Origin of the sequence: Galactobacter sp. (genome assembly GCF_022712295.1) — a bacterium.
Lineage (GTDB): Bacteria > Actinomycetota > Actinomycetes > Actinomycetales > Micrococcaceae > Galactobacter.
On the sequence record NZ_JALAGT010000205.1, the window covers coordinates 1 to 23527 of the forward strand.

Genomic DNA, 23527 nt, shown 5'->3' on the forward strand with positions numbered 1-23527 from the left:
CTCTGGACCGCCTACTACCTCAAGAAGGCCATGCCGTCGCTCGACATCGCCATCGTGGAGCAACGCCACGCCGGCTACGGCGCTTCGGGACGCAACGGGGGCTGGCTCACCGCGGCCATCACCGGTGGCCGCGAACAATACGAACCCACCCACGGCCGGGACGTAGCGGAACGCTTCCAGCACGCCATGAATGAGACCGTGGACGAGGTCATCCGCGTCACCGAGTCCGAAAACATCCAGGCCGACATCAGACAAGGCGGCGAATTCACGGTCGCCTACACGCCGGCGCAGGAGAAGCGGCTGCGCGAATTCGCCACCGCGGAGCAGACCTGGAAATACGCCGACCTCGAGCTCCTCGAGGCACCGGAGGCCACGAGCCGAATCAACGTCACCGGCACCCGCGCCGCCGTATGGCACCCGCACGCCGCCCGGATCCATCCGGCCAAACTCGTCAGCGGCCTGGCCCGCGCCTGCGAAAAGCTCGGCATCAGGATCTACGAGCTCACCACCGTCCAGGAGATCAGACCCCACGAACTGGTGACGGACCACGGCACCGTGCGCGCGGACTTCGTCGTCCGCGCCACCGAAGGATTCACCGCGAACCTGAAGGGCCTTCACCGGCTCTGGCTCCCCATGAACTCCTCCATCATCGCCACCGAACCGCTCCCGGCAGCGATCTGGGACGAACTCAACTGGTCCCAGGGCGAGGTCCTGGGAGACATGGCCAACATCTACATGTACGCCCAGCGCACCGCGGACGATCGCATAGCCTTCGGCGGCCGCGGAGTCCCCTACAAGTGGGGCTCCCGCACCGACACGGACGGGCAGACGCCGCAGCGCACCGTGACAACCCTGGCCCACATCATGCACCGCTTCTTCCCGGCCACTCGCAACGCGCACATCGATCACGTCTGGTCCGGCGTCCTCGGCGTGCCGCGCGACTGGGCCGCGACCGTCGGCCTGGACCGGAACACGGGCATCGCCTGGGGCGGCGGCTACGTCGGCACGGGCGTCGCGGCCACCAACCTGGCCGGGCGCACCATCTGCGACCTCATCCTCGGCCACGACACCGAGATCACCGGGCTGCCCTGGGGGAACCACAAGGTCCGCAAGTGGGAAACGGAACCGCTGCGCTGGATCGCCACGCGCGGGCTCTATGCCGCGTACGGCATCGCGGACCGGCAGGAACTCGCGGGGCGAGCGACTACCTCACCCATCGCCGGTATCGCCAACAAGATTTCAGGCAAACACTGAAAGTTCCCAATGCCCGACGCCGCGCAACGCACCAAGGTGCGTTGCGCACCGGAGCCGGGTACCGCGTCGTCGGACATGAGAAGCCCCAAGCCGACGCTTCCCGAGACGCACCGGGTCAGCGCGCTAGCGTGGAACCCGCAGCAGACCGGGCGCACACCTCGAGGAGTCCCATGGCCAACCCACGCCGTCCGCCGTTCGATGCGGAGTTGGCAGGTCCGCTGGCCGCCATCCCCATGGACGATGTCTTCAGGACGGCTGAGCAGGTCATCGCCCGTGAGCGCGCCAACTCATCCGCCACCCGGGAAGCCGTCGAGTCGGAGGGCGTCACCACGCGTGACGTCACCATCGACGGCCACGACGGCGGGCAGATCACGCTGAGCATCATCGAGCGCCCCGGTCGCACGGGCACCGGGCCCGGGATCTTCTACATCCACGGCGGCGGGATGGTCAGCGGCAACCGCTGGCTGGGAGCGCAGGAATTCATCCCCCAGATCCGCGAGTCCAACGCCGTAGTGGTCACGGTCGAGTACCGGCTGGCCCCGGAAAACCCGCATCCGATCCCGGTGGAGGACTGCCACGCCGGACTGCTGTGGACGGCGGCCCACGCGGCAGAGTTGGGGGTCGATCCGGGCCGGCTCTTGCTCGCCGGTGGAAGCGCCGGCGGCGGACTCGCGGCCGGCGTCGCGCTGATGAATCGCGACCGTCACGGCCCGGAACTCTGCGGCCAACTACTCATGTGCCCCATGCTGGACGACCGGGACAGCACCGTCTCCACGCTGCAATACGCGGACGCCGGATTGTGGACGCGGAGCACCAACGTGGTCGGTTGGACCGCGCTCCTGGGTGAGGCCAAGGGCGGGGATGATGTCCACGAATACGCTGCCCCTGCCCGGGCCACGGACCTCGCCGACCTGCCGCCGGCCTACATCGACTGTGGCTCCGCCGAGGTGTTCCGCGATGAGGACGTCGCCTATGCGCAGGCCATCTGGGCCGTCGGCGGCCAGGCCGAGCTGCACGTCTGGGCCGGGGGCTTTCACGCCTTCGACGGCTTCGTGCCGGACGCAGCCGTGTCCCGAGTTGCGATCGCGACCCGCCAGGCGTGGATCAACAAGATCCTGGCGGTGTAGACGCATCGCGGCGCGTGGTCGTGGTGAGACCGTGCACCAACGCCCACCGAAATCATCCCCGGTGGGAAGCCTCCCAGAACGGTCCGCCTCTTTGCGTCATCCACCCACTTGGCGCCCCCGCCCCGCTAACGTTGAGACCATGGCATCTCCGATCGATCCCACCACCACGTCCGCCTGGGCTCAGCTCACCTCCGCGAAGGAGGATTTCTCCCCCGATCTACGCGGCTGGTTCGCAGCCGACGCCGAGCGCGTGGACAAGCTCACCTTCCAGTTGGCCGACCTCCACGTCGACCTGTCCAAGAACCTCATCACCGATGACATCCTGGCCTCCCTCGTGGACCTGGCCAAGGAAACCGGTGTCGCGGAGCGCTACGCCGCCATGCTCTCGGGTGAGCACATCAACACCACGGAGGATCGTGCCGTGCTGCATACGGCGCTGCGCCGACCCAGCGGCGCCGAACCGGCGCTGGTCGTCGACGGACAGGACGTGGACCGGGACGTCCACGAGGTGCTGGACCGCCTCACCGACTTCGCCGACAAGGTCCGCTCCGGCAAGTGGAAGGGCACCACCGGCAAGCGGGTCGAGACCGTGGTGAACATCGGCATCGGCGGCTCGGACCTGGGCCCGGTCATGATCTACGAGGCGTTGGCCCCGTACGCGGACGCCGGCATCGAAGCCAAGTACATCTCCAACATCGACCCAACCGACCTGGCCCGCACCACCGCGGGCCTGGACCCGGAGACCACGCTCTTCGTGGTGGCATCCAAGACGTTCACGACCCTGGAGACCCTCACCAACGCGCGCCTGGCGCGTGACTGGCTCTGGTCCGGCCTCGCCGAGGCTGGCGTATCCCTGCCCGACGACGCGGCCCGGGCACGCGCCGTCGCCCACCACTTCGTGGCGGTGTCCACGGCGCTGGACAAGGTGGAGGCGTTCGGCATCAACCCGAATAACGCCTTCGGATTCTGGGACTGGGTGGGGGGCCGCTACTCGGTGGACTCCGCGATCGGCCTGTCTCTGGCCATCGCCCTGGGCTCGGATGCCTTCCGCGAACTGCTTTCCGGTTTCCACGCCGTGGACCAGCACGTGGCCTCCACTCCACTGGAAGAGAACGTGCCGGTCCTGATGGGCCTGCTCAACGTCTGGTACTCCAACTTCCTGGGCGCACAGACCCACGCCGTGCTGCCGTACGCGCAGCTGCTGCATCGCTTCCCCGCGTACCTGCAGCAGCTGACCATGGAGTCCAACGGCAAGTCCGTGCGCTGGGACGGCTCCCCCGTCACCACCGAGACAGGAGAGGTCTTCTGGGGCGAGCCCGGCACCAACGGCCAGCACGCCTTCTATCAGTTGATCCACCAGGGCACGCGGCTGATCCCGGCGGACTTCATCGCCTTCGTGAACCCCGCTTACCCGCTGAAGGATTCGGGCCGCGACGTGCACGGCCTGTTCCTGGCCAACTTCCTGGCCCAGACCAAGGCCCTGGCCTTCGGCAAGACGGCCGAAGAGGTGGAGGCAGAAGGTACGACGGGCGCGCTCGTCGCCGCCCGCACGTTCGCAGGCAACCGCCCGACCACGTCGATCTTCGCGCCGTCGCTGACCCCGTCGGTGCTGGGTCAGCTGATTGCCCTGTACGAGCACATCACCTTCACCCAGGGCACCATCTGGGGCATCAACTCCTTCGACCAGTGGGGCGTTGAACTGGGCAAGCAGCTTGCGCTGCAGATCGCACCGGCCATTGAGGGCGACGAGGCCGCAGCGGCCGAGCAGGACGCCTCCACCCGCGCACTTCTGGACTACTACAAGGCCCACCGAGCCTGACCGTCGCACACGGGTCGGTGCTGTCGAACGCCCGTCGGAGTGGATCGGTTGATCCACACCGACGGGCGTGTTTTTGCACCGCCGGATTCCCTCATCACCGTCCATAGACAAAGGTAGACATGATGTCTATCCTCTGTTCATGGAGACCATCTCAGTAGCGCAATTGCGGCAGAACCCCACCGCTGCGCTGGACGCCGTCCAGCAAGGTGAGTCCTTCACTGTAACCAAACACCAGCGACCGATCGCCCGACTGGTTCCAGTCGATTCGGGTGAAGCCATCAGCCCTGCCGCTGCCTTCGCCAAGAAGCGCGGAACAACCAAACTAGCGGACGCGGTCGGTCCGCCCCGCATGACCGTTGAAGAGACCATGGCCATCCTGGACGAACTCAGAGACGAGGAATGAACTACTACGTAGATACCTCGATCGCTGTACTTGCCCTTCAAGCAAGTCCAAGGGTTGTCGCATGGTTCGACAGCTTGAAGGCCAACGATGCACTGGTCTCATCCAGGTTGCTGCAGACTGAGTTGACCCGTTTCTTGCGCAGGACCGGTCGTCCGGTCCTGGACCGAGAAGTGCTTCTGCCATTGATCGGGCTGGTGCCGCTCACCGACAGTGTCCTCCTCGTGGCCGAGGCCATCACGGAACACACCAAGTCCTTGGACGCGATTCATCTCGCCACGGCCTTGAGCACGGGTGGCGACATCGTCGTCGTCAGCCACGACACCAACATGCTTCGCGTCGCTGAGCTGTTGGGACTGCCCACTTTGGACCCGGTGTCCACCAGCTGAATCGGCCCGGCTTCCTGAGAAGCTCACGCACAGCCCGGCCTGACAAAATTGGAGGCATGGAGAGCACCGACCTGCAGGCAGCAGACATCTGGCCCCGCCTGCTGGACACCCTGACGGTGTCCAACCCCGTCCCGGAGGCGGGACGCAGCGCAGCCATCGCCCTGATCCTGGCCGCGGCGCTCGTGTTCGTTCCCGGCGTCTGGCGCTTCAGCGGCCTGGTGGTCACCGTGGTCCACGAACTCGGCCACGGTTTCGCCGGGTTGTTGCGTGGCCGACGTTCCGTGGCCATCAGCGTCCGAACCGACCACTCCGGCCAGACGGTCTCCCGCGGCACAGCGGGCAGCGCCCCGTTCTCCACCTTCTGCGGTTACCCCGCCCCGGCCATCTATGGCCTGCTGCTGGTGTGGGCAGCGCTAAGTCAGAGGGCAGGACTGGCCTTGGTGATCTCAGGTGCCCTGCTCTTGGTCTCACTGATCTTCATGCGCGGCTGGCTCGCCTGGCTGCTCAGTATCGCCGTGGTTGCACTGTCCGCCTGGCTTGCGCTCTACACCCCGGATGAGTGGTTGGGCTACGTGGTGGGCGGCATCGGCATCTTCTTCCTCCTGGGAGCCCTGCGCGGATTCGGCAACCTGACCCGAGCCCACGCCAGAGGAGATCGCACCCAGTCCGACGCGGCGGTCCTCGCCTCCATCACGCGCGCACCGGCCGGTCTGTGGTTGTTCCTCATGGGCGTGGTGATCCTGGGCTGCCTGGCCGCAGCAGCATGGCTGTTGTGGACCACCTTGAGCCATTCCTGAGACCGCAGCCACCGAGCTTGCCCGCGATTCGTCTCCCCGGACCCGCAGTTCGTCTCCCCCAAGATGGCCAGAACCGGCCCTGATCGGTCGTGAATTTGACGCCTCACGGTGACGGAAATCTGCGCGTGGTGCATTGAAGATTGTGTAAGAATCGGGAGCGTTGTCACTCGACGACAACCCGATTTTTTGTCCCACCACCGTGACCACCTCGGCATACACAAATCATGTATTCCGAGGTTGCGGGGAAAGCATCGTATGCCCTTCATATCTCGCTCCAGCCCATTCCGTCTGAAATCCACCTGCGCCGCCGGAACTGCTGGCGTACTGGCGCTGGCCCTCGTGGGGGCCTCTGTTGCGACGCCCGGATTCGCTGCGCCCAACACCCCGTCCCACGCGCCCAGTGCGGCGTCAACGTCACGCGCTGAGTCGGCATCAGGCACCTCTGCCTCTCCCGCCGAGACGGCCCGGCGCTCCCCCGGAAACGCCGACATCGAGCGCATCACGGTGACCCCCAAACCCACGAGTGACGCGGGCAAGGCACCGGCTGCCCAGTCTGCGCAAGCCCCTCTGACCACTTCCGCGGTGGTCGGAAAGGACTCCTTCACCGCAGCAGGCGTGACGTGGAAGCACTCCGAGCGCACCGTCGACCGGGTTGAACTGCGTCTGCGCAAGGACGGCGCCTGGACCGCATGGACCGACCAGGAAATCGTGGAGGGCCCCAACGATCTGCGTGGAACCGAGCCCGTGCTGCTCAATGACGCCGAAGCCGCACAGGCCCGCGTCTTCACGGACGGGGATCCGGCACCGCAGGATATGAAGCTGGCCTTGGTGGGAGACAACACCGTTGCGGCTGCCGGCTCAACCAGCACCGAGACCGCGGGAACCAACGCATCAGGAACCAACGCTGCTGACGCTCGATCCCTGTCGAAGGAACAGGCCGGACAGACGAACATCGCCGGGACGGAGCCCTTCCGGACCGCTCCCGCGTCCGCGGTTCCGAGCATCAAGCTGCGGTCCAGCTGGGGTCCCAACGAGGACCAGACCAGCACGGCAACCCAGAACAAGAGGATTGACGCGTTCTACGTCCACCACACCGCGGGTTCGAATTCGTACAAGAACAAGACCCAAGCCGAGGCACAGATCAGGGCAGACTGGAATTACCACACCAATGTCCTGAACTGGGGCGACCTGGGTTACCACATCATGATCGACAAGTTCGGCAACATTTACGAGGGTCGCCGCGGTTCCATCAACTCGCTGCCGCTGGGGACCCATGCCGGTGGCTTCAACACCAACACCTATTCCGTGTCGCTGCTGGGCAATTACGAAGAAGCTCGGCCCTCAGCCGCGATGATGACGTCGCTTCGGAAGGTCCTGGCCTGGAAGGCCTATGAGTACAACGTCGACACCACCACCACGGTGACGCTGACCTCCCGTGCACTGCCGGGCAGCACCAGCCGCTACAAGAAGGGCGTCAAGGTCTCCGTTCCTCGGCTGATCGGACACACCACCACCAACGCCACGGCCTGCCCCGGCCAATACGTGATCCCGAAGCTGCCCGCGCTGCGCACCAATGTGGCCTCCGACGTCAAGAAGCTGGAGACGTCTCAGGTCAAGTGGACCGACAAGAACGTCAAGGACCTCTACGCGCAGACCAAACAGTCCGCTCCGATTTACGCGGTCCCCAGGTCCGGCGTGTCGAAGCTGGCCACCGCGCCGAAGGGTGCCACCGTGACCGTCACTCACCACACTTCCCTCCCCGGGTGGTACAAGGTCAAGTACGGCGCCAAGGTCGGTTACATGGGTGTGGGTCACCTGAACACCGCTCCGCGCTTCGCCATCCAGAACGTGGCCGACTACTACAAGCGACTCAAGCACAACTCCCCCGTATACAAGGGCGCGGATCCCTCGTGGGGTCGGATCACCACGCTGACGAAGGACGTGCGGATCACGGTCACGCACAAGACCACACGTGATGGCTGGTACCGCATCAAGTACTCAGGCGGGACGGGATACCTCTGGAAGTCCCACCTGGATTCCGCTCCGGGCTTCCGCATCACCAACATCAAGGACCAGGCCAAGAAACTGAAGAACACCTCGCCCATCTACAAGGGTGCGGGCACATCGTGGGGACGTGCCGACACGCTGAAGAAGGGCCAGAAGGTCACGATCACGCACAAGACCTCTCGCTCGGGTTGGTACCGGACCAAGTACACGGTCAAGAGCGGGACGAAGACGGTGACGCGGACCGGATACATCTGGCACAGCCACATCTGATCCCGTTCGGGGGGCGGGCACCGCGGTTTCCAACCCGAGGCCTGTCCCTGCTTGGGCCCTCCGTCGTAGGCTCGGCCCCATGGACATCACCGTGGTCAAGGGAGACATCACCGCCCAGAACGTCGACGCGATCGTCAATGCGGCCAATAACGGCATGCGCGGTGGTGGCGGCGTGGACGGGGCCATCCATGCTGCCGGTGGCCCCGCCGTTCTGGCCGACTGCATCGCGCGCTTCCCCAACGGACTGGCCACGGGCGATGCCGGCTGGACCACTGCGGGCGAACTTCCGGCGGACTGGGTGATCCACACCGTGGGTCCCAACTACGCGGCGGGGCAGCGCGACCGGAGCCTCTTGCTGTCCTGTTATCGCAGATGTCTCGAGGTTGCGGACGAACTCGGCGTGCGCAGCATCGCCTTCCCCTTGATCAGCGCCGGGGTCTACGCCTGGCCGTTGGAGGACGCCGTGGATGCGGCCGTCTCCACGCTGGAGACGACGAGCACGCGCGTGCGAGAGTCCAGGATCGTCGCCTTCAGCGACCGCGACTTCCGGGCCGTACGTGCCCGCCTCGGCTGAGAGCCGCAACGGAGCCCAGTCCGCGGGACGCGGACGGGGCTCCGGCCCAGGGCCCACGGCGCAAGGCGACAATGCCCGACGACGCGAGTTGCGTCGTCGGGCATTGTCGCCTTGAGTGGCGTCCCCTACTTGGAGACGAAGTGCAGGCGCTTGTTCACGAACTCACCCATGCCGATGGGGCCCATCTCGCGGCCGAAGCCGGAGCGCTTCACACCGCCGAACGGGATCTCGGCGGCCTCCGCGGCGATGATGTTCACGTGGGTCATGCCGACCTCCAGCTTGGAGGCCACGGCCTCGGCGCGAGCGGTGTCGGTGGAGAACACGGAGCCGCCCAGGCCCAGATCGCAGTCGTTGGCGAGCTCGAGCGCCTCGGCATCGGAGGCCACCTTGTAGACCGTGGCGACGGGGCCGAAGATCTCCTGGCGGTAGGACTCGGAATCACGGGGAACGTCAACCAGCACCGTGGGCGCGTAGTAAGCGGCCGGACCCTCGGAGAGTTCGCCGCCCACGAGCACGCGGCCGCCCTCCTCGACGGCCTTCTTCACCTGAGCGTCCACGGTTTCGGCCGCGGCGCGAGAGGACAGCGGCACGTACTGGCCGTCCTGCAGGTCCAGCTGATCGCCGGGGGTCAGGCCGGTGCCGAGCTTGACCAGCTCCTCCACGAATTCGTCGTAGATGTCATCCATGACGATCAGGCGCTTGTTGGAGTTGCAGACCTGGCCCGCGTTGTAGACGCGGAAGTCCCAGGCGTCCTTGGCCACGGCGGCGACGTCGTCGGCGTCCAGGACCACCATGGGGTCGATGCCGCCGAGCTCCAGCACGGCCTTCTTCAGGTTGGCTCCGGCCTGAGCGCCGATGATGGCGCCTGCCCGCTCGGAACCGGTCAGGGAGACGCCCTGAACGCGAGGGTCCGCCACGATGGTGGCGATCTGATCGTGGTTCGCGTAGAGCGCCTGGTAGCCGCCCACGGGGACGCCGGCCTGGACCATGATGTCCTCGATCAGCTGCGCGGAACGGCCGCAGACGTCGGCGTGCTTGAGCAGGATGGTGTTGCCAAGCACCAGGTTCGGGGCCGCGAAACGCGCCACCTGGTAGTAGGGGAAGTTCCAAGGCATGACGCCCAGCAGCGCGCCGATGGGCAGCGCCTCGATGCGGGCCACGCCGGGAATGGTGGAGGGGATCTGGTAGTCGCCTGCCAGGCTGGGGCCGTGCACACCGTAGTAATCGATGATGTCGGCGGCGAACTGGACCTCTTCCAGGGACTCCTGGACGGACTTGCCCATCTCGGTGGCGATGGTGCGGGCCAACTCGTCGGCACGCTCCACGAAGATCTCCGCGACGCGGCGGACAACGGCGGCACGCTCCTGGATGTCACGGTCCTTCCACTCCACGTACACGGAGTGGGCTGCTGCGAGGGCATCCTCGATCTGAGCGTCGGTGGCCTCAGGGAAGGTCTCCACGACCTCACCGGTGGCGGGGTTCTGGACTCTGTACTTGGACATGGTGACTTCGCTCCTCTTGATGCACTTTGGCCCACGCGGCGGCTGCTCGCCGGATCGACCAGATTCGTTGCTAGTATTCGATCACACTACGGATTCCGTTGCCAACACGCATCTCGTCGAATGATTCGTTCACTTGGTCGAGGTCAATCCGGTTGGTGATCATCGAGTCCAAATCGACTTTTCCCTCCATGTAGAGGTCAAGAATCCGAGGGAAATCGATCACCTGCCGACTGGAGCCGTAATTGGAGCCGATCAGCTTCTTCTCCTGATCACTCATGACGAACGGATCGATACTGATTTTCACACCGTCCGCAACCTGCCCGACCACGACGGCGGTACCGCCACGACGGATGGCCTCGTAAGCCTGCTCGATGGTCCGTGGCAGTCCGATCGCTTCGAAGGCATAATCCACACCTGGGCCGCCGGTGATGTCGCGGACGGCCTGAACCAGGTCCCGTTCCTTGGAGTTCACGGTGTCAGTGGCACCGAACTTCCGTCCGAGCTCCAGTTTCTCCTCGCTCACGTCAGCCACGATGATCTGCCGCGCGCCGGCCAGCCGGGCACCCTGCACCACGTTCAGGCCGACACCACCGCAGCCGACCACGAGCACGGTACTCCCGGCCTCCATCCGAGCGGTATTGATCACTGCACCGATCCCGGTCGTTACAGCACACCCCACTAACGCGGCCTGTGCCAACGGCGCATCCTCACGCACCTTGACGACTGCGGTGGACGGCACCATGGCGTGATCAGCGAAGGTCCCTGCCCCGAGGAAACTCTTGACCGGCGTCTCACCATCGCGGAGCCGGGTCTTCCCGTCGGCCAGAACGTGCCGGTAGGCGGTCTCGTTGGCAACTTCGCAGAGTACCGGGCGGCCCGCCGCACAGTACTCGCACCGACCACACGAGGGAGTCCAGGAGAGGATAACATGGTCACCGGGCTGTACGTTATCCACGCCGCGGCCCACCCTCTGGACCACACCTGCACCCTCATGTCCCAGCACCAGCGGCGCCGGGGTGTCCCACTCGCCGTCCAAAGCGTGAAGATCACTATGGCATACACCCGAGGCGACCATCTGCACCAGAACCTCTCCGTCCCCCGGCTCAGCAGGAAGCTGCAGAGTCTTGATATCGAGAGGTTCGTTGGGACCCGTGAAGACCGCCGCGCGGACCGGGATGGTGTTGGTCATGATGCTCCTTCGAAAGACGATTCAGGTGGGGACGAACCCCAGGTTCAAGGTGAGAATTTGCGGATCCGACGACCGAACCCTGGAGTCACGGCGACAGTTGCGATGCGGCGAGACGGTTGATCCGGCGAAACAGGTCCTGGATCCGACCAATCTCTCCGGGCGGGAACGCGATGGTCTTGAAGACCGGCGGCAGCAGCACCCAGACGAAGGCACCACCCATGGGCGTCAGCGTCAGCCGGACCCCGCCTTCATGACGGGTGGTCCGTGCGTTGAGTATGTCAATCCCGCGGAAGTCGTCGGCGATCACGTCATTGAGCTGTCCTGCTGCCCTACGCGACAGCTCGGAGGTCCCACCGAAACGGGGGCCCTGGCCTCCCGCATAGCTCAATTTCAGCCCCGGCGGCAGTCCGTCCAGAGGCAGGTCCAGGGAGATCTCCAGGTTGTACACCCTGGAGAGAAGGTAGTTGTTGTGGGCGTAATTCAGCGTGAGGTCCAGTCCGTGATCGGTGGTGACGACTACAGAAGTCGTCCCCTGCTTACGCACCCGACCCAGAAGCTTCGCTACGGAGAACAACGATGCTCGCGCACGATTCACCACCGGGCCATCGGACTCCAGCGGATTCTTGTTCTTGCTGCGACGCAAAGACCTCACTTCTCCGTCCCCTCCTGTGCGACGTGCGTCAGCCCCGAATCGAAGTGTTCGTCCGGGTCCACTCCCTCCGACCGGCGCACGATATTCTCCTGGGTGTATTCCAGTTCAGAGGGCTTGAACAGTGGTAGCTTCTGGTGTCGCAGCCACACCACACCGAACACGACGATGGCAGCCACGATGACGCCGGCCACACCCCAGATGACCAAGCGCTGCTCCATGTCGGGGACGATGAACACGATCAGGTAGATGCAGGAGAGAATCCCGAGAATCTGAGGAAGCGGAAACAGAGGCGTCTTGAAAGGTCTCCGCGCCTTGGGGTACTTCCTGCGCAGGATGATCACGTCCAGCTGCGCGATGATGTAGCTGAGCAGCCACGTGGTGCAGGCGATGCTGACCAGGTTCAGGATCAGGTCAATGCCTCCTTGAACCAGGCTCGAGTACAGCAGCACCACGCCCATACATGCTGCGGTGACGAGCATGCCCGCCCATGGGACACGAGATCGGCGACTTACACGCGCAAACCAACGCGGGAGCAGCCCCTCATTGGCCATCCCGTAGAGCATGCGAGGGATGGCGGCCAGGTACGAGTTGCCGGTGGAGAACGACGCGAAGATCGTCACTAGCGTCATGATGAGGCCACCGACCGGTCCGAAGATGGCGGCCGCTCCGACGACGTGTGGGATCGAGGAGGAAGCCATCTCATCGAGATCGGCGAAGTGGGTTGCGCCCCACCCGAAGAGCATGTCCACTGCGAAGATGGAACACACGCCGACGATCATCGCCAGCGGGATGTTCTTCCAGGGCTTCTTGATCTCCTCGGCCAGCGGAGCCACGAACTCCATACCGATGTAGAGCCAGATGGCCACGGACCCCATCGAGGCCAGGGACCCCCAGCTGGTGTTCAGGGTCGGGTTGTCCACCGGGGTCTCCCCAGTGAATCCCAACACGCCCGCCAGACCCATGACGGCGAGAATTCCCATCATGCCGATCACCACCGGAATCTGGATTCGGGCGAAGATGTCCACGCCGGACAGATTGAGGACCAGCAGTACGAGCAGCAGGATCACGGAGAACAACGCGGCAGGGAAATTGGTGAGGGACTCGAAGGAATCCCCCGCAACCATGAGCTGTGTGCCTCCGTCGGCGGAAACCAGCACAAGGTAACCGCCCAGAACGGCGACGATCGCCATGAGCCTGCCCATCGCCGGCATCGTGTACTCGCCGACCATTCCTCCGCCGGGCATCATCGATGCCAACTCGCCATAGGAAATCGCAACCATGACGATAATGACCAGGCCGACGAGAGCCGGGATGGCGAAGGCCACGCCACCTGTACCGAACCCGTTACCGAGGGAGACCATGGCGGTACCCGACACCACCAAACCCGTCGATGCGGCGTAAGCCGCACCGAACCCCAGGCTTCTTTTCAATTTCGGCATCCCGAACCTTTCGCCAACAAGTTGTGCAGATGCCAGCTTGGTTCATGCGTGACCGTCAACACAGTAGACGTTCCGTCCCAGTTCAAGATTCAAACAGACACATCGTTAACAAACATCGACAGATCGCTTGACCGAAATGTCCAAGCATGCATCTCACAGCAGACAAACTGTCCTCCGGTATGCCGTTGGGACAAGCCTCGTCAGGAGGGTAGGTAGCGCAGCGCGAGTCCCAATTCGATCTGTACGTCGAAATCCTCGAGATCCATGTCCACCAGCTCGGCTATCTGACGGATCCGATTCTCCAGGGTGTGGCGGTGCACGCCGAGCTCTCTGGAGGCGGGAGCGACCCTTCCATGATGTCGCAGCCACGTACGCAACGTGCGGATCAGATCGCCATGACCCACCGCGTCGTTCTCCACCAGTGGAGCCAATGAACGGCGAGCCACGTGCGCTGCATCCGAAGCATCAATCAGGTCCGTGACACCATTTCGCCAGATCTCGGTGAACGACATCGCACGGTCCGCCCCATGGCGTAGACCGACTTCCGCTGCACGTCTGGCTTCCTCCAATGCATGGGCAAGCCCTTCCCACGAGGCACAACTGGACCTACCGATAGCTAAGTCGTAGGTTGCCAATGCATTCACCACCGGATCCGCATCGGCATCATGCGCCACGACGGCGATATCTCCGCGGTACGGGGCGAAGAATATTGGGCACGAGACCTCGGTTTGCAGTGCTTCGATGGACCGAAGGTGCTGGGCCATGTCCGCCTTCATCGGGATACCAACCAGAACAGTCAGCGGCAAAGCCGGCAGAGACCCCCACAGCCGTTCCATGATGTGACCCGTCACCGACACATTGCCGGAGAGGATCAGTTGCAGCAATGCCTCCCTCAAGGTCGAGTACATCCGAGAGAGCACCTGGTTCTGTTCGAGCGAGACACTCACCAGGGCAAGGACGCTGGAAAGGACGTTGCGCGAGACGTCATCGAAACCCTTGCTCAACGTCAGGACCAGGACGCCAGTGATGCTCCCGGGTTCTCCCAACAACTGCAGAATCACCTCGGTGCTGCCCACCACAACGGACCGGAAGCGCTGCTCAGCAGACAGGGACTCCTTCACAACATCTGCGAGGCCCGAAGGGGTCTCCACCACGGTTCCGGGAGCGTCGACGCGCGTCACCGCATGGCCCAGCGGGTCGTAAAGCGCGACACCGCAGCCGAGCTGCCTGCCGGTCTCGCGAAGGGTTGCATTGAGACCATCACGGCGAGTGGCAGCATTGGCGATGGCCTTCTGCGCCCGAAGAGATCTGGATGTCCTGGCGGAGTCGTCGCGCTGCATGACCAGCGCGGCCTCTTGGAGAAGGTCCATGAAGGAGATCTCGTATGGCACGTCGAACAGGATCAGCCCATAGCGGCGGCAGGCACGCGTCAGCTCCGCCGCCACTCCGCGATGAACCACGTCAGACCCGAAACCGATCGCGATGACACCGTGGGCAGCCACCAGCCTGACATAGTCGTCGTAAATGCGCTGCAATCGTTCGGCTGGGACGTGTTCTTCGGCGACCGAGCTGGTCGCAGCTTCCGTCACCGGAAACTGCCAGCCCAGAGTCAGAATGACTTCTGCGGGTCCGAGAAAGGGTGTCGGATCGATCATGTCGGTGGCGTGCAACCACGCGAACTCCCTGTCCAGCGCCGGAACTCCCGTACGCTCTTCGTCCTCTATGTCCGTCGAGGAATCGGAAACTGGGCTATCTGCCTCGCCAACCACGAGTCGGAGGTGGAGGGATGGGTTCTGGAGGAGTCTGCGCAGAGAGAGGGACACGCCAACCAGTATGAACTCCGCACAGCGTCAGCGGCGAGTGGGGTTCAGTCCGAGCCCTCATCCGTATCCTGTCCGCCCCAAGCCCGCTGGTAGAACTCCTTGGACCTGGAGTCCAACACGCTCTTGTACGTCTCCGGCTTCAACGACTGTGCGGAGTCCTTGGGCAGCGTCGGCGAGAACACCGAGACGCCGAGTCCGGCCTGACGGTCCTTCAGCTGCACCCCAGCGGCGTCCAGAATGGTCGGGAACAGGTTGAGCTGATCGGCTCCCTCACGCACCTGCAACTGCTCGCGGTCCTGGCCTGCCACCCAGATGCGGTTGAAGATGGAACGGTTCGGGTTCTCGTCCAGCTCCTCGTGGAACTTGTCCGTGACTCCCATGTGCTTCAGATGGTCTCCCATGATCACCACGGAGGTGTCCTCGAGATAACCCTGCTTGTCCATGTAGTCCACGAAGTCCGCCACCTGCTGTACGGAACACTCGAACACTGAGGTCAGCGCCTCCTCGGTGTCCACGTCGCAGTAGTCGTAGATGTGCACCGGCTCGTGGGTGTCCAACGTGAGCATGGAGAGATTGAACGGCTGCCCGGTCTTCTGCGCCTTGGCGTGGAGGCGATCGACCTCGTCCCGCGCGTTGGCCATGAGGCGCTTGTCGCTCAGGCCCCAATCGGAGCGGTACTGGTCTGCTGGCTCGCCCTTGTTGCGCCACGTCTCCAGGTCGTACTCGATGTCGTAGCCATGATCGTGGAGATAGGTCCCCTTACCCGCAAACGCGCCCTTGGCCCCGCCCATGAACACGTTGTCATAGCCCTGGCCCTTGAGCACGTTGCCGAGGCAGACCTGTGAGCCTAGGTAGGTCTCCACGCCGTCCACCTTGTTCATCCCGACCTGCCCGGTCAGGGTGCCGTTGGACTTCAGGGGGATGCCGCACTGGGTGGAGACGATGCCTGCCATGGTCCAGCCGCCACCCTCGTACTGTTGGAAGTTCTCGATGCTCTTCCAACCATCGTCCAAGGCGGCCGACTTCTCCAGCGGCTTGAACGGGTCCTTCTCGAACAACGTGGTGTCCGAGAGCGTGGCCTCGCCGGACTCGATGTAGATCAGCACCAGATTCTTGTGCTCGTCCTTCGCAGCGGCGTTGGTGACCTCGGGCGCCCGATAGTAGTCGGTGATGTCGTACTCGGAGTTGGCGGACTTCACGTACTGCCCCACCCGTACGGTGGAGACAAAGGCCGTGGCCCCACCCACCACCACCAGCGCCACGAGCACGCCGCTGAGGGAGCGCCGCCAGACGGAGGGGCGACGAGGTTGCGTTGCCCCGGCCGTGCGCTCGCGCCTGCGACGCCGCCGGAAGCGGAGGAACCAGATGCCCAAGGTGATCAGGATGGGAAGCAGACCGAATCCCAGGACCGCGATCCACACCACGAGCCCACCACCACCGTCCGCGTTGATGGTCACGATGTTCAGCATCATCTGGTCAACGGAGCTGTCCCCCCACATCAACCGGATGCCGATCCCCGCCAGCAGCAACGTGATGCCGACCCAGAGCGCGATGTAGACCAGCACGATGCCGACCACTCTGGCCGCTCGCCCCACTCTGCTCGTCGCCTCTGAACTCACCCGCGTCACCTCACGTGTCTCTCAACCGCGCCCGGGATCCCCGGATGCACATCCTTGACATCTTAATTCATTGCTTCGGGATGGCCTGGGAGGGATAGGTCACGCTCGGGATCCGGCCGACGGCTCGCAGCCGTGGTTCAGGGCCGTGGTTCAGAGCCGTGACTCAGAGGCTGGTCACACGGAGCAGACTGGATGCAACGTTGCGCAGCACCTCGCTGCGGTGGGGACGGCCGCCGTTCTTCTCCGCGGCAGACCCGGTTGCCGCTTCCAGCATCAGACCATCGATGGTGGGCACCAAAACGTCCACGATCTGTGCGACCGTCAGCTGCGGCGTCCACGTCTGATGTGCCACTCCGTCGGTGATGACGGCGTTCAGCCCCTCACGCCATGCGTTCTGGGTCAGCACCACGTCCGGGCGCAGCTGCGGATGGCGTGAGGCGGCCGCACAGGTCTGGATCCACATGAGGCAGCGATGATCGTCCGCCACGGCCTGATCCAGCAGAGCGCCGAGCCTTCGACCCGGATCCGAGTGTCGGTTTCCCGAGTCGGTCCAGCTGCGCACGCGTTCGCGGCTGGCACTGCTGAGGGTCTCCTGGAGCAGTTCGTCCCGCGACCCGAAATAGTGCTGGATCATGCCGATGGAGACGCCGGCGGCACGGCCCACGTCCCGTAGCCGCACGGCATCGTAGCCTTGCTCGCCGATGAGTTCGCCGGCTGCGGCCATGATCTCTGCCTTACGACGCGTGGCCAGGTCCCCTTGATCACGCGCGTCCCGCAGTTGGTCAGGTCCTGTGTCGTCAGACAACCGCTGTCCCTCCCGTTCTTCTCTTTCGTTGTTGGATGCATGGCTCGCTGTTGGGTGTGGCTGTGTTCTACCGCGTTCAGCCGCGCATGCGCTCACTATCGGGATCATAGAACGCTCGCGCGCTCACGCGCGCGGGGACCTGGGTGCCTGCGCAGTCCACGGTGACCACCGCGCCGTCGGGCACGGACGCCTCCACGCTGGCGAGCCCGCAGGCCGCGCCCAGGGTGTAGCCGTAGCTGCCGCTGGTCAGGCGACCCACGATCCGCCCGCCCAGGACCACGGCCTCGTCATGGACCAACACCACGTCCGGGTCCTCCAGGAGAACGTGGACCATCTTGACGGGCGCTGGTCCCGCGGCCTTGATCCCTTCCAACGCCGTGCGGCCGGTGAAGTGCGCTTCCTTCTTCCAAGACAAGGTGAAGCCGAGGCCGGTCTCGAAGGGATTGTCCGCCGGGCCGATGTCGTGCCCAAGATGCCGATAGCCCTTCTCAGTTCGCAACGAGTCCAGCGCCAGGTAGCCGGCGTGCCGCAACCCCATCTCCTCCCCCGCGGCAACTACGGCGTCGTACACGTTCACCGCCTCGTCTGCGCTCATATAGAGTTCGTAGCCCAACTCGCCGACGTAACTGACCCGCACGGCCAGCGCGTGTCCGTCGGCCACCTCCAGCGTGCGGGCATGCTGGTACGGCAGGGCCTCATCGGAGACGTCGTCCGGGCTGATCCTGCTCAGGAGTTGGCGGGACTCGGGACCCATCAGTCCCAGGGTGGCGTAACCGCTGGTCGCGTCGAACACTGCTGTGGCTGTGCCGCGACAGGCGTGGCGCAGCAGGCCCAAGGTCTTGGACTGGTAGGCGGCCGGGGTGATGATGCAGAAGCGATCCTGGCCCAGCCGCACCACGGTGCCGTCCAACTGGATGCGTCCGTTGGCATCCAGCGCCAGGGTGTAGCGCACGCGGCCCACCTGCATGCTCAGGTTGGCGGTGAACACCTCTTGGAGGACGGTCAGGGCGTCCGGGCCGGCCACCTCCACCTTGGTGAAGGACGAGAGGTCGAACAGCGCCACCGCCTCACGAGCGGCACGATGCTCCTCACCCACGGCGTCGAACCAATTCTGCTTGCCGAAACTGTATTCGTAGCGCGGTTGGGTCGTGTGTGTCCCGTAGAAGTCCGGCCGCTCCCAACCGGACTGTTCGCCGAAGCACGCACCTGCCGCCTCGAGGCGCTGGTGCAGGGGTGAGCGTCTCACGTTACGCGCGGTCGCCGGCTGTTTGTGGGGCCAGTGCATGGCGTAGAGGTTGCCCAGTCCCTCACGCGTGCGCTCATGCAGGAACCTCCGGTTGTTCTGCTGCTTGGCGCAACGCTGAACGTCCACCGCCGAAGCGTCGAAGTCTGGGGATCCGGTGTCCATCCAGACCTGCAGCGCCCGGCCCACTCCGGGTCCGTAGATGATGCCCTGAGAGTTGAAGCCGGCCGCCACCCAGAGCTGCTGAATCTCCGCGGTCTCCCCCAGCAGGAAGTTGGAGTCCGGCGTGAAGGATTCCGGTGCGTTGAGGAAACGCTGGAATTCGGTGTCCGTCAGGACAGGGACGCGCTGTTGCGCCATGCCGCGGACCGGCGCAAAGTGTTCCCAGGCGGGAGGGAACTGGGCGAAGCCGTCCTCGGGGATCCCCTCCGTACTGCGGGGAATCCCGTCTGGTTCGAACGCGCCCACCAGGAGCCGTCCGTTCTCGTGGCGCACGTAGAGGTAGCCGTCCATGTCTCGCAGCACAGCGAGACCCTCATGAGCGCCGTTCACCTCCTCGGTCCTGACATGGACGTGTTCCGCTGCGTAGAGAGGCAGGGTCACACCCGACTCCCTGGCCAGGTCCCGACTCCACAGCCCTCCTGTCAGCACCACTCGTTCGCAGGCAATCACTCCACGTTCGGTCTCCACTCCGACGACCCTGCCGTTGTCATGGAGGATTCGCGTGACCCGCGTGGCTTCGACGAGTTGTACTCCCAGCTCGTGCGCCAGTTTTGCGTAGGCCAAGCAGGCATAACCGGGGTTCACATGCCCGTCCTCCGGCTGCCAAAGAGCCCCCATGAGTTCTTCCGTGGAGGCCAACGGCCACCGCTGCACCACCTCATCCGGAGTGAGCATCTCGGCGGGGATCCCCTTCAAACGGGCGATACCTGCGGTATAGCGCAGTTCCTGAAGCCGCTCCGCCGTCCTGGCCAGAAGCAGGGCACCACACCGGGTGAAGTTCACATCCAACCCCGAGGCCTCCTCCAACCGGGCGTATTCGGAGACCCCGTAACGTGCCAGGTCGGTGAGGGCTGCCGAGGAACGAAGCGAAGAGCACAGGCCTGCTGCGTGCCAGGTGGTTCCGGAGCCGAGTTGATTGGCCTCCACCAGAACCACATGGTGGTCCCCAGCGGCCGCCAGGTGATACGCAGTGGAGGCGCCCATGATCCCGCCGCCGATCACCACGGTGCGGGCAGTAGCAGGCAGCGCTCGGGAGGCGGCCTCCGGGTCGAAGAGGGTCGCGGTGAGGCTGGTGTCCACGAGGCGTTCCATGGGGGCTCCTTCTGTGTTGGGTGAGGCTGTCTGGGACGAGGTTGTCTGGAATCAGGCTGTCCGGGACGAGGTTGTCTGGAATCAGGCTGTCCGGGACGAGGCAAGGGGCAGGTGCGGTGGAGGTGGAGGTGACGTCAGTCGTTGCCGACGACGCCGAGGAGACTCAGCGTCGGTTCCAAAATAATATGGTCATATTGCCGATGATGTGAAGAGGGGAATTCCGGTCGACTAGCGTCCTCACCATGCGGATCTGCATTCTTGACGACTACCAGTCAGCGGCATCGGAGTGCGCCGAATGGGAACGACTCGCGGCCTTGGGCCACCAAGTCGACTTCCTCCATCACCCGGTGACGGACACCGAGGCCCTCGTGGAGGCGGTGGGCGACGCCGAGGTCCTCGTCGCCATGCGGGAACGCACCGGCTTCGACGCGGAACGATTCGGCGCCCTCACCCGATTGAGGCTCCTGGTGACCACAGGCAGGGCCAACGCGAGCATCGACCTCGAGGCCGCCGCAGATCACGGGATCACGGTCTGCAACACGGATTCCCCGGCCTCCGCCACGGTTGAACTGACGTGGTCGTTGATCCTCGGCCTCGTACGCCATCTACCCCACGAGGTCGCGGCGATGCGCCGCGGCCGCTGGCAGTCCACAGTGGGATCGGACCTGGACGGTGCAACTCTGGGCGTGGTGGGTCTGGGCCGCATCGGCTCGCGAGTGGCACAAGTGGGCCAAGCCTTCGGCATGAATGTGGTTGCCTGGAGCCAGAATCTCACCGACGAGGCGGTGTCCACGATCCCTGGCGTCCGCCGGGTGGACCAGGAAGAACTGTTCGCGTCCGCCGATGTGGTCAGCGTGCACTACAAACTCTCCCCCAGAAGTGCCGGCTTGATCGGTGCCGACCAGCTGGGCCTCATGAAACCCTCGGCGATCCTCGTCAACACCGCACGAGGTCCCCTCGTCGACAACGACGCACTGGTCCAGGCGCTGGACAGTGGAGCCGTCGCCGGAGCTGCGCTGGACGTCTACGACCAAGAACCGCTCCCCGCCGACCACCCGCTGCGGGATGCTCCGAACCTGCTCATGACCCCGCACCTGGGCTACGTCACTGACAACACCTACCGCACCTTCTACGGGCAGGCGCTGGAGGACATCGAGGCCTGGTTGAACGGCAGTCCGATCCGCGTACTCGCCTGATCGCTGCCCGCGTCGAGAAGGCGCCGAACACAGAAGAAAACGACCGGTGGCCGGCTTCGAAAAGCCGGCCACCGGCCGTTTCACGTTGGTCGTCTCAGCAGATCACTGGTGCCCTGCGGCGCCCTGATTCACCTTCGAGGCGCCCTGATTCTCCTCGGAATCGCTGTCCGCGGGGTCCTGCTCGGTGCTGTCCTCGGTATCCGAACCGTCCTGCCCCTTCAGCTTCACTTCCTTGTCGAACTTCACTCCCTTGTCCAGGGCGGCCTCATCGCCCCAGGCCAGGTTGTAGAAATCCGACGAACGGGAATCCAGCAGTTCCTTGTAGGTCTTCTCGTCCAGTGCCTGAGCGGAATCCTCAGGGATCTCACTCTCAGAGGCGAACGCCGAGACGCCCAGTCCGGCTTCCCGGTTCTTCACCTCGAAGCCGGTGGCCTCGAGAATGGTGGGGAAGAGGTTGAGCTGGTCGATCCCGGAACGGGTCTTCAGCTTGTTCTCCTCGTCACCCGGAACCCAGATACGGTTGTAGATGGTGCGGTTCTCGTTGTTGTCCAGCTGCTCGTGGAACTGGTAGTTGGGGCTCATGTGCTTGTAGTGATCGCCCATGATGACCACCGTGGTGTCGTCCAGGTAGCCCTTCTTCTTCATGTGGGTGACCAAGGAGGCCACCTGATCATTGGAGCACCGGTACACGGACGTCAACGAGTTCTCGGTCGTGTCCTCGCAGTACGGGTAGATGTGCGAGGGCTCGTGGGTGTCCAGCGTCAACATGGACAGGTTGAACGGCTGCCCGGACTTCTTGGACTCTGCGTGCAGCTTGTCGACCTCGTCCATGCCACGGGTCATCAGCTGGCGATCGCTCAGACCCCAGTCGGAACGGAACTCGTCCGTGGGGATGCCTTCGGTTTCCTGCCAGGTCTTCAGGTCGTACTCGGTGTCGTATCCGTGGGTCTTCAGGAAGACATCCTTGGACGCGAACGAGGCGTTGGCCCCGCCCATGAACACGTTGTTGTAGCCGTTGTCCTTCAGGATGTCACCCAGGCAGGTGATGCCACCGAGGTAGGAGGACACGCCGCCGACCTCGTTCAGGCCGGACTTACCGGAAAGCAGGCCGTTGGACTTCAGCGGGACACCGCAACCGGTGGAGGTGATGCCGGCCATGGTCCAGCCGCCGCCCTCGAACTGTTTGAAGTCGTCGATGGTCTTCCAACCATCCTCTTCCTTGGTGACCTTGTTCAGCGGCTCGTAGGGGTTCTCGTCGAAGAGTTCGGTGTCTTCGAGGGTGCCCTCGCCGGACTCCAGGTAGATCATCACCAGGTTGTGCTTGTTCTTCGTGGCCGTGGCGACGGGCTGCTTGTAGTACTGGCTGGTGCTGTAAGAAGAGGGGGCCGCCTTCACGTAGGAGGGCAGGGAGACCGTGGTGCTGAAGGTGGTGAACCCGGCCACCAACAGCGCCGTCACGAGCGTGGTGCCGATGGCACGCGGGATCCAGCGGGCCCGACGCGGGCGCAGCCGAGAACCGTTCTGACGCACCTTACGGTTGTGGCGCACGTGGAAGAACGCGATGAGCAGCGTCAATGCGATCGGAACCACACCGAGTCCCAGGACGCCGATCCACACGACGATTCCGCCGGAATCGAAGTTGATCGGGAACATGTTGAAGAGAACCTGGTCCACCGGGGTGGGGCCGTAGATCACCAGAATGCCGATGCCGGCGATGAGCAGGAAGATGCCAAGCCAGATCGCAAGGTAGACCAGGAACCAGCCAAGGCCCTTCCCTGAGCGCCGAAGCGCCTTCAGCAGCGTTGCCGCCATACGTTCACCTAACTCTTTCCGACCCAACCATCCCGTTCACTCGTTCCGCAGCAGGTTCATCACCTGCGCTGTGCTTGCCAACCGGTCTTGGGTCTGAGCCGGGGCATACCTCACGGGACGGAGAAGTCCATTTCCTGCAATATTATGTCGCTGTTAACCTCCATGCCACGGTGACGACTCGCACATTCACGTGGATTGTTAGGCTTGTCACCGCCTCTTCCCAGGCCCCCTTCAGGTCTGGTTTGAGGCCTGAGTGTAGCCTCGGTGGCCGCGTTACGCCACGATGGGGGCCGCCG

General features: G+C 64.3%; 19 protein-coding genes. 10 read left to right on the top strand and 9 right to left on the bottom strand.

What is annotated here, in order from left to right; all coding sequences use genetic code 11:
• The 8 genes from Q0A15_RS14555 to Q0A15_RS14590 all read left to right on the top strand — a co-directional run.
• The coding region (locus Q0A15_RS14555; protein ID WP_291280245.1) for an FAD-binding oxidoreductase at nt 1-1254 on the top strand (1254 nt) is incomplete at its 5' end.
• A 170-nt stretch (nt 1255-1424) separates the two neighbouring features.
• Nucleotides 1425-2381 (top strand): alpha/beta hydrolase fold domain-containing protein, encoded by a 957-nt coding sequence (locus tag Q0A15_RS14560; protein ID WP_291280246.1) that lies wholly within the window; start codon nt 1425-1427, stop codon nt 2379-2381.
• 139 nt (nt 2382-2520) lie between these two features.
• Nucleotides 2521-4200: a glucose-6-phosphate isomerase gene (gene pgi / locus Q0A15_RS14565; RefSeq protein WP_291280247.1), complete on the top strand. Its 1680-nt coding sequence runs from the start codon at nt 2521-2523 to the stop codon at nt 4198-4200.
• A 139-nt stretch (nt 4201-4339) separates the two neighbouring features.
• Nucleotides 4340-4603, top strand: coding sequence for a type II toxin-antitoxin system Phd/YefM family antitoxin (locus Q0A15_RS14570; RefSeq protein WP_291280248.1), 264 nt, complete (start codon nt 4340-4342; stop codon nt 4601-4603).
• Nucleotides 4600-4989, top strand: coding sequence for a type II toxin-antitoxin system VapC family toxin (locus Q0A15_RS14575; protein ID WP_291280249.1), 390 nt, complete (start codon nt 4600-4602; stop codon nt 4987-4989). Before Q0A15_RS14570 ends, Q0A15_RS14575 begins: the two co-directional genes overlap by 4 nt.
• Nucleotides 4990-5045: 56 nt before the next feature.
• Nucleotides 5046-5786: a M50 family metallopeptidase gene (locus Q0A15_RS14580; protein ID WP_291280250.1), complete on the top strand. Its 741-nt coding sequence runs from the start codon at nt 5046-5048 to the stop codon at nt 5784-5786.
• A gap of 255 nt (nt 5787-6041) precedes the next feature.
• Nucleotides 6042-8063 carry an N-acetylmuramoyl-L-alanine amidase gene (locus Q0A15_RS14585; protein ID WP_291280251.1) on the top strand — a complete coding sequence of 674 codons (2022 nt, stop codon included), beginning with the start codon at nt 6042-6044 and terminating at the stop codon, nt 8061-8063.
• Nucleotides 8064-8142: 79 nt separating this feature from the next.
• A complete protein-coding gene (locus tag Q0A15_RS14590; RefSeq protein ID WP_291280252.1) occupies nt 8143-8637 on the top strand; it encodes an O-acetyl-ADP-ribose deacetylase in 495 nt (164 codons plus the stop codon).
• Between the two features lie 125 nt (nt 8638-8762).
• Here Q0A15_RS14590 and Q0A15_RS14595 read toward each other — a convergent pair whose 3' ends face one another.
• The 8 genes from Q0A15_RS14595 to Q0A15_RS14630 all read right to left on the bottom strand — a co-directional run bounded on the left by Q0A15_RS14595 (nt 8763) and on the right by Q0A15_RS14630 (nt 20223).
• Nucleotides 8763-10139 (bottom strand): NAD-dependent succinate-semialdehyde dehydrogenase, encoded by a 1377-nt coding sequence (locus Q0A15_RS14595; protein ID WP_291280253.1) that lies wholly within the window; start codon nt 10137-10139, stop codon nt 8763-8765.
• A 70-nt stretch (nt 10140-10209) separates the two neighbouring features.
• Nucleotides 10210-11328, bottom strand: coding sequence for a Zn-dependent alcohol dehydrogenase (locus tag Q0A15_RS14600; protein ID WP_291280254.1), 1119 nt, complete (start codon nt 11326-11328; stop codon nt 10210-10212).
• Nucleotides 11329-11413: 85 nt separating this feature from the next.
• Nucleotides 11414-11980: a hypothetical protein gene (locus Q0A15_RS14605; RefSeq protein ID WP_291280255.1), complete on the bottom strand. Its 567-nt coding sequence runs from the start codon at nt 11978-11980 to the stop codon at nt 11414-11416.
• Nucleotides 11977-13419 carry an APC family permease gene (locus tag Q0A15_RS14610; protein WP_291280256.1) on the bottom strand — a complete coding sequence of 481 codons (1443 nt, stop codon included), beginning with the start codon at nt 13417-13419 and terminating at the stop codon, nt 11977-11979. The genes Q0A15_RS14605 and Q0A15_RS14610 overlap by 4 nt, the downstream gene beginning before the upstream one ends.
• 200 nt (nt 13420-13619) lie before the next feature.
• Nucleotides 13620-15008 carry a PucR family transcriptional regulator gene (locus Q0A15_RS14615; RefSeq protein WP_367273407.1) on the bottom strand — a complete coding sequence of 463 codons (1389 nt, stop codon included), beginning with the start codon at nt 15006-15008 and terminating at the stop codon, nt 13620-13622.
• A gap of 278 nt (nt 15009-15286) precedes the next feature.
• Nucleotides 15287-16861 (bottom strand): LTA synthase family protein, encoded by a 1575-nt coding sequence (locus Q0A15_RS14620; protein ID WP_291280257.1) that lies wholly within the window; start codon nt 16859-16861, stop codon nt 15287-15289.
• Nucleotides 16862-17024: 163 nt separating this feature from the next.
• A complete protein-coding gene (locus Q0A15_RS14625; RefSeq protein ID WP_291280258.1) occupies nt 17025-17666 on the bottom strand; it encodes a TetR/AcrR family transcriptional regulator in 642 nt (213 codons plus the stop codon).
• A gap of 76 nt (nt 17667-17742) precedes the next feature.
• Nucleotides 17743-20223 carry an FAD-dependent oxidoreductase gene (locus tag Q0A15_RS14630; protein ID WP_291280259.1) on the bottom strand — a complete coding sequence of 827 codons (2481 nt, stop codon included), beginning with the start codon at nt 20221-20223 and terminating at the stop codon, nt 17743-17745.
• Nucleotides 20224-20243: 20 nt separating this feature from the next.
• On the opposite strand from Q0A15_RS14630, the gene Q0A15_RS15080 reads away from it, so the two are divergent.
• Together Q0A15_RS15080 and Q0A15_RS14635 are read left to right on the top strand one after the other, a co-directional pair.
• Nucleotides 20244-20432: a hypothetical protein gene (locus Q0A15_RS15080; RefSeq protein WP_367273408.1), complete on the top strand. Its 189-nt coding sequence runs from the start codon at nt 20244-20246 to the stop codon at nt 20430-20432.
• Between the two features lie 33 nt (nt 20433-20465).
• Nucleotides 20466-21419, top strand: a complete 954-nt coding sequence (locus Q0A15_RS14635; RefSeq protein ID WP_291280260.1) for a D-2-hydroxyacid dehydrogenase family protein — start codon at nt 20466-20468, stop codon at nt 21417-21419.
• Nucleotides 21420-21521: 102 nt separating this feature from the next.
• Here Q0A15_RS14635 and Q0A15_RS14640 read toward each other — a convergent pair whose 3' ends face one another.
• The gene (locus Q0A15_RS14640; protein ID WP_291280261.1) at nt 21522-23231 is read right to left on the bottom strand and encodes a sulfatase-like hydrolase/transferase; all 1710 of its coding nucleotides are present in this window, start codon (nt 23229-23231) and stop codon (nt 21522-21524) included.
• Nucleotides 23232-23527: the final 296 nt, after the last annotated feature.

What these genes read in the sequence shown, in the direction of transcription:
- Q0A15_RS14560 (WP_291280246.1), top strand. Translation starts at nt 1,425, where the DNA reads ATGGCCAACCCACGCCGTCCGCCGTTCGATGCGGAGTTGGCAGGTCCG.
- pgi (WP_291280247.1), top strand. Translation starts at nt 2,521, where the DNA reads ATGGCATCTCCGATCGATCCCACCACCACGTCCGCCTGGGCTCAGCTC.
- Q0A15_RS14570 (WP_291280248.1), top strand. Translation starts at nt 4,340, where the DNA reads ATGGAGACCATCTCAGTAGCGCAATTGCGGCAGAACCCCACCGCTGCG.
- Q0A15_RS14575 (WP_291280249.1), top strand. Translation starts at nt 4,600, where the DNA reads ATGAACTACTACGTAGATACCTCGATCGCTGTACTTGCCCTTCAAGCA.
- Q0A15_RS14580 (WP_291280250.1), top strand. Translation starts at nt 5,046, where the DNA reads ATGGAGAGCACCGACCTGCAGGCAGCAGACATCTGGCCCCGCCTGCTG.
- Q0A15_RS14585 (WP_291280251.1), top strand. Translation starts at nt 6,042, where the DNA reads ATGCCCTTCATATCTCGCTCCAGCCCATTCCGTCTGAAATCCACCTGC.
- Q0A15_RS14590 (WP_291280252.1), top strand. Translation starts at nt 8,143, where the DNA reads ATGGACATCACCGTGGTCAAGGGAGACATCACCGCCCAGAACGTCGAC.
- Q0A15_RS14595 (WP_291280253.1), bottom strand. Translation starts at nt 10,139, where the DNA reads ATGTCCAAGTACAGAGTCCAGAACCCCGCCACCGGTGAGGTCGTGGAG.
- Q0A15_RS14600 (WP_291280254.1), bottom strand. Translation starts at nt 11,328, where the DNA reads ATGACCAACACCATCCCGGTCCGCGCGGCGGTCTTCACGGGTCCCAAC.
- Q0A15_RS14610 (WP_291280256.1), bottom strand. Translation starts at nt 13,419, where the DNA reads ATGCCGAAATTGAAAAGAAGCCTGGGGTTCGGTGCGGCTTACGCCGCA.
- Q0A15_RS14630 (WP_291280259.1), bottom strand. Translation starts at nt 20,223, where the DNA reads ATGGAACGCCTCGTGGACACCAGCCTCACCGCGACCCTCTTCGACCCG.
- Q0A15_RS14635 (WP_291280260.1), top strand. Translation starts at nt 20,466, where the DNA reads ATGCGGATCTGCATTCTTGACGACTACCAGTCAGCGGCATCGGAGTGC.
- Q0A15_RS14640 (WP_291280261.1), bottom strand. Translation starts at nt 23,231, where the DNA reads ATGGCGGCAACGCTGCTGAAGGCGCTTCGGCGCTCAGGGAAGGGCCTT.